This is a genomic window from Chloroflexota bacterium (assembly GCA_034717495.1).
Lineage (GTDB): Bacteria > Chloroflexota > Anaerolineae > JAAEKA01 > JAAEKA01 > JAYELL01.
The window spans coordinates 1-4,722 of sequence record JAYELL010000027.1 but is presented as its reverse complement, the minus strand read 5'-3'; the positions used below and the strand labels follow the sequence as shown (position 1 = coordinate 4,722).

Genomic DNA, 4,722 nt, shown 5'->3' with positions numbered 1-4,722 from the left:
TCTCCGCAAACGGAAGCGATCCCTGCAAACCAGGATCGCCTGCTTCAGGAGCAAGACGCCGGGGGATAAATCCCCCCGGCTACACAACGGCGCCCCGTCAACGGGGCTGGCCCGTCTAGTACAGCTTAGCGTAGATAAGTATGCAGTTAAAGACCGTCCCTTCTTCTGGTGAAGGACCTTGGTTACTGCATAGTTATTTAGCCCGCAGAGTACTAGACGGTGCGTGAGCTAGCTACGCCGGCCCAAACCCCGGCTCGATATGACAATCGGGAGGCCGAACCATTGTGGGAGAGTCATAAGCCAGCACCACAACAAGCTATGTCACTGCGAGGAGATCGAGCGGCACGTCACGCTGGCACGCCGATCCAAGAGCGAGCGAGATCGACGTGGCAGTCTCATGCATTCTTCAGTCAAGAAGGTTGGATTGAAGAGGCCTCTGAGATTGTCACGGCACCGAGGGGATGAGTTGCGAGGAAGCCGAGCGCTATGCTATAATAACCTCGGTGGGTCGGCATGGTAGCGGCCCACCGGCCTTTGTTTTATGGATGAGCTAATCAGTTATGACGACGGGGAAATCGCCCCAGCCCCCATATCAGTTTTGATACCGGCCCACAACGAGGTTGGCAACATTGCCACCTTGTTGGAGAAGGTCGGCAACGCGTTTGCCCCGTTGCAGGAACAGGGGCATTCCTGCGAGTTGGTCCTGGTCGACGATGGCTCCGGCGACGGCACTGCAGAACTGGCCGCGTCACTGGCGCCCCAGTACCCCTTTCTTCGCCTGTTCCGGCATCGCCGGAACCTGGGTCTGACGGCTGCGCTGCGAACAGGATTTCGTGAAGTTCGCGGCGATGTCATTATCTTTTTACCGGCTGACCTCGAATCGGATCCCGAAGAGGATATCCCCAAACTGCTGGACACATTGACCGGGGGAGGGTACGACGTGGTCGCCGGTTGGCGCCAGGGACGGGCCGATGGCAAGGTCTTTTCCTCCGGTATCTACAACATCATCTCCGGCTGGCTGTTCGATGTGAACGTGCACGACATGAACTGGATCAAGGCCTTTCGCAGCGAGGTGATCGAGGCCATGCCGCCATTGCGGTCAGACTGGCATCGCTACCTGTTGCACATTGCGGCCGACATGGGATTCAGCATCGGGGAAGTCCCGACCAACTGGTACCCGCGACAGTCGGGAAGCTCCAAATTCGGGCTCAGCCGGATTCCCATTTCCTTCCTGGACGTCCTGGTGGTGCGCTTTCTTCTGTCCTTCAGCCAGGCGCCCATGCGCTTTTTCGGTGGCCTGGGACTGATCCTCCTGGGCGCTTCGGGAATTACCTACCTCTACCTGTTAATGCTCTGGCTGAGCCGCGGCGCGCAGCGAAGACCTATCTTCATCGCCGCCGGCGTCGCTCTGCTGGCGGGCCTTGTCCTGGTATTGATCGGCTTCATCACAGAAATGATCGTCAGCCATGGCGAACGCCTCACAGAGCTGCAGCTCGAGGTCAGGGCTTTGAGAGATGAGCAACGGCGGCTCGAGAGCGCACCAAAACCCTCAACACCGCCGGTCCCGACGGAGAAACTGCTTGCCGACAAGCCATCGATTCAAGAAGAAGATTGATGGGTCGCCCCAACATCCTCTTCCCCCAAGAGGATAGTCAAGGGCCAGTTTCGGGGTTCGATGGTTTCTCCGCAGCTCGATCGACAGTTCCCGGCAAACCCTGTTGTTCGCGGCCCAGCAGAACCCCAGCCAGCGCGGCAAGCAGGTCGCGAACCGCGATCCAGACCCGGTAGCCCAGCGCAATGGCACTCAGTGCGCCAAAGGGCATCTGTCCCTCCAATAAAAGCACCCAGACTCCCTCCCGAACGCCGATGCCCATCGGTACCAGCAGAGCCAGGTATCCGATCAACCACGCGCCAATGTAGGAGGTCACCATAGCAGGAGCTAGGGACCAGTCGAGGGGAGTCAGGCCCCGGGCGAAAAAGAGAAGACCGACCCCCAGAAGGATGTGGCCAATCACGCGCAGAAGAAACAGAAGCAGCATATCACCATAGGATAGCTGCATATCCAGCGGCGGTCTTCGAAGCAAGCGAAGCGCCCAGTTTACCAGATACTCGAACACGGGAGGCAGGAGCAGAATCAGGGAGCCGACGGCAACGACGACGACCCCGGGAAGATAGGCCGCGGCGGAGGTACCGGTTCGCAACCACAGGGCCACGATCAGGAAAACCGACGCACTGAGCACCTGCAGGGCCATCTCCAGCACCACGCTGGCCGACATGGCCCGCATGTTCAGGCCCTCCTCATAGCCCAGGGTAAGCCTGCCGGCAATATCCCAGATTCCCCCTGGAATATAGCGCGCGATCTGGGTCTTCAACCACAGCGAGGTGCCCAATCGCCAGGAGACCCTCTCCCCCATCAAGCGCAAAGCCTGCCACCAGATGGTCGCCAGCAGGATCATCTGAAAGACAAGGACGACCATCGACAGGAAAAGCCATGGCCAGGAGATTTCCCACCTGTATTCGGCCAATTCCTGCCAATTTCGCGCCAGGGCCAGGCCCCAAAACCCCAGAATCGTCAGTACGATAATGGTTTGAAGAATCCTGCGCGCCTGTTTTGAGCGCATCAGTCCAGGTATCCCAGGCTGGCAAGGTGATCCCGGAGCAGGGCCTTTTCTTCCTCGCTGTAGGCGGGGACACCACCTGCGCGGTCCCCGGAATCCCCGTCAGTTTCATCATCGGCAAAGGTCACCGGGTGCTTACGAAGATAGTCGGCGTCGTACAGCCCTGCCAGGAGCCGTCCATCCATCGATTTTGGGATCGGTTCCCTCAAGGCGTAAAGAATCGTCGGGGCCAGGTCCATCAGCCGGGCGCCGTCGATCGCCGCTCCGCAGCGCACACCAGGTCCGGCAGCCATCAGGATGCCTTCCAACTCATGCTGGCCAGATTGATCGGAGACGAAATGCATGGCGTCGCCAAGGGAAACCAGGATCTCAGTACCCGATTGCCAGTCCGCCGTCACCACGTGGTAGCGGCTTTCCTTGACACCGACGATATCAGGGCCGCGGCCAACCTCAGGGCCGTCGTAGAGATCGTCTCCCCGCTGGATATGGAAGAATACCGCTTCCCCGGTGTCAGGATCGGTCAGCCCGGCCAGGTCATTCATGAGTTGGCCCACCAGCCGATCGGCCTCTTCACCAGGAACCACGATGCCACCAGGCTCCCGGCCCTGCAGATTGAGATAGATGTTGCCCATGGTACCGAGCGCATACGCCTGCGTTCGAGACCAATCAACCTGAGCAAAGGCCATCGAAGAATAGAGGCTGCCCTTCAACCGGGGAAAACGCTGGAACGCCCAGTCTTTGGCGCCGGCAACAGCCCGGTTGTCCAGGAAACGCGAGGCCCGGCGCAATGCCCCCCGCATGCCGACCTGCAACTGGTGCGACGGACTGAAATCAACCCCCGACCTGAGAACCTGGTAGCCCTGCTGCTGAAGCCAGCGGTTCAGATAGACCGCTTTGTGCAGCGGGCCAAACCCATGATCTGACAGCACAAACATGCTTGTATCCTGGTCAGCGAATGCCTGCACCAACTCCCCTACGGCAGCATCCAGTTGGCGGTAAATGCCAGGCAGCACATCCCCGAAGACCTCCGCCCGGGAGGGATCGTAAAGCGGGTGGCTGGTGTCCCAGTATTTCCAGAACTTGTGGGCAAGTCGATCGCTGGCCCCGAACATGACCATCAGAATATCCCACGGCCGAGTCCGGCCCAGGTGCAGCGCGGCGCAGGTGCGCAGTTGGATCATGCGAATACCATCCGCGGCCAGTTGGTCCAAGCTGGCATCGTCAAGACGACCCCGCTCGGTGTCGACGTCGATCATGTAATCACCGCAGGCCTGGCAGAGTTCCTGGTAGATGCCCTCGGGATAGGTGAAGGAGCTATCTGTGCCCGGACTGAGCAATCCGCCGACCAGCACACCGCGAAGCGGCGCAGGCGGATAGGTCATCGGCACGTTCAACACGATGACATCCCGCCGGCGTTGACTGAGGATCTGCCACAGGGTCGGCGTTTTGATGCTTCGTGCGTTGACGTAGTCGAATTGATAGGTGCCAGGCCGGCGTTGCTGGAATCCATAGACCCCGTGGCGTCCGTTGTTCTGCCCGGTCATAAAGGTCGCCCAGGCCTGTTCCGAACTTGGCTGGATGGTCGACTGCAGCGACCCGGACGAGCCGCGCGCCATCAGTTCGGCCAGATTGGGCAGGTCGCCGGCCGCCAGAAGGGGGGTGATCAGTCGCCAGGTCGCTCCGTCCAACCCGATCGCCAGGACGCGGGCACCGTCCGCCGTTTCAGCCTTGGGCTGCATAATTTCTCCACTTTGACATGGGTTCACTCTTGCGGTAGAGTACCGATTGCGACGTGACAACCCTGAACAGGTTGCCGCCAGCGCACGGCATTATACCCGGTCTTCCGCGCAGTGTGCAATTTCGCAGGCAGAATCGAGTCTTGCCTGAGCAGAAATGCGCGGAGTGTTTGGACCACGAAGGCGCGAAGTTTGGACCACGAAGGCGCGAAGGGACGCGAAGGTTACGAAGCGCGAAGGTGGACGCGAAGGCACGAAGTTTGGACCACGAAGGCGCGAAGGGACGCGAAGGTTACGAAGCGCGAAGGTGGACGCGAAGGCACGAAGTTTGGACCACGAAGGCGCGAAGGGACGCGAAGGTTACGAAG

Annotated in this window: 3 protein-coding genes; 1 reads left to right on the top strand and 2 read right to left on the bottom strand. The window is 60.0% G+C overall.

Going from position 1 to position 4,722, the window contains the following annotated elements; all coding sequences use genetic code 11:
* Positions 1-541: 541 nt before the first annotated feature.
* A complete protein-coding gene (locus U9R25_05475) occupies positions 542-1,615 on the top strand; it encodes a glycosyltransferase family 2 protein (protein MEA3335339.1) in 1,074 nt (357 codons plus the stop codon).
* Between the two features lie 37 nt (positions 1,616-1,652).
* Here the strand turns inward: U9R25_05475 and U9R25_05470 are convergent, their stop codons facing one another.
* Together U9R25_05470 and U9R25_05465 are read right to left on the bottom strand one after the other, a co-directional pair.
* Positions 1,653-2,621, bottom strand: a complete 969-nt coding sequence (locus tag U9R25_05470; GenBank protein ID MEA3335338.1) for a lysylphosphatidylglycerol synthase domain-containing protein — start codon at positions 2,619-2,621, stop codon at positions 1,653-1,655.
* Complete coding sequence (locus U9R25_05465) at positions 2,621-4,357, bottom strand: alkaline phosphatase family protein (protein ID MEA3335337.1); 1,737 nt, start codon at positions 4,355-4,357, stop codon at positions 2,621-2,623. The genes U9R25_05470 and U9R25_05465 overlap by 1 nt, the downstream gene beginning before the upstream one ends.
* Positions 4,358-4,722: the final 365 nt, after the last annotated feature.